This window comes from Mesorhizobium sp. M2A.F.Ca.ET.067.02.1.1, from assembly GCF_004023285.1.
GTDB lineage: Bacteria > Pseudomonadota > Alphaproteobacteria > Rhizobiales > Rhizobiaceae > Mesorhizobium.
This window is the reverse complement of the sequence record NZ_RZSB01001254.1, coordinates 1-889: the sequence shown is the minus strand read 5'-3', so window position 1 is coordinate 889 and position 889 is coordinate 1. Positions and strand designations below refer to the sequence as shown.

General features: G+C 68.4%; 1 protein-coding gene. It reads right to left on the bottom strand.

Translation table 11 applies throughout. The features are described 5' to 3' along the window. Positions 1-699: SDR family NAD(P)-dependent oxidoreductase (locus tag EOA28_RS37135; protein ID WP_245501701.1), on the bottom strand; the 699-nt coding region annotated here is incomplete at its 3' end. Between the last annotated feature and the right edge of the window lie 190 nt (positions 700-889).

Below are 889 nucleotides of genomic sequence, written 5' to 3'. Positions count from 1 at the left end.
GACAGAGCTGGCTCCGTCCGACGCCAGGAACAGCACGGCGGCGGCGACTTCCTCGGGACTGCCCGCGCGCCCGAGCGGCGTGTTGCGGGCAGCGGCGAGTTCCTCCGGCGTCGATGCGCCGGTCGTGATCCAGCCCGGCGCCACGGCGTTGACCGTGACACCGCTGCGGCCAACCTCCAGGGCGAGCGCGTGCGTCAGCCCGACCATGCCGGCCTTCGCCGCCGAATAGGCGGCCTCGCCTTCATTGGAGACGTAAGGTCCGGTCACCGAAGCCATGTTGACCACGCGCCCATGGCAGCGCTGCACCATGCCGGCCAGGAATCCGCGCGTGCTCAGGAACGCGGTTTTGAGGCTGACGTCGATGCCGCGGTCCCAATCGCTTTCGCTGAGGTCGAGAAACCGCCGCTGCAACGCCGGCTGCGCGACCGCGCCCATCCCGGCATTGTTGACGAGGACGTCGATTTCGCCGGCCTGCGAGCACAAGCGCTCGACATCGCCCGAAACCGTCAGGTCGGCCACAACGGCGCTTATATCGAGCCCCTCCGCCCGCAGTTCCCCGGCCCGCTGTTCGACGCGCGCGGACGAAGCGGTGATGACGACCGAAAGGCCGGCCTCGCCCAGCGCACGCGCGACCGCTACGCCGATGCCGTCGGCGGCGCCCGCGCCGGTCACCAGCGCCCTGCGGGATTTGCGGAACACGATCATTTCCTCTCCACGATTGGAATGCCGGCATGTCGACGCGGGCAATCATGCCCGCGATGAAACTGCCCAGGCTTTTTCAATAGCCGGCGCTGACGCCGAAATCGATCGACAGCGCGGCCCCGGTGATCGGCGCCGCGCCCGGCTGGCAGAGGTAGTGGATGAAGGATGCGATCTCTTCCACCTGAAT